1 pseudogene is annotated in these 212 nt (G+C 71.2%); it reads right to left on the bottom strand.

Annotation, left to right across the window (positions count from 1 at the left end):
* Positions 1–212, bottom strand: a pseudogene (locus V6767_RS22815) (hypothetical protein); the annotation flags it as partial.

The following is a 212-nucleotide window of genomic DNA, read 5'->3' as shown; positions in this document are numbered from 1 at the left end:
CCACATCGGCGCACTGGGTCTTGCCCGGGGTGGCGGCCTTGGTCATGGCTTGGCTGGCCGCAGCGCGGGCAGCGGCAGGGGCCAGGGCTTCGGCCAGTTCCACGTTGGCGGCGTAGTCGGAGTCCGGGCAGAAGGCGATGGCGTCTTCGCCGGAGTCGGCCAGCACATGGAATTCATGGGAGCCGGTGCCGCCGATGGAGCCGGTGTCCGCG

Source organism: Martelella sp. FLE1502 (genome assembly GCF_053484255.1).
The sequence above is the reverse complement of the archived record's forward strand: the minus strand, read 5'-3'. Positions and strand labels throughout refer to the sequence as shown.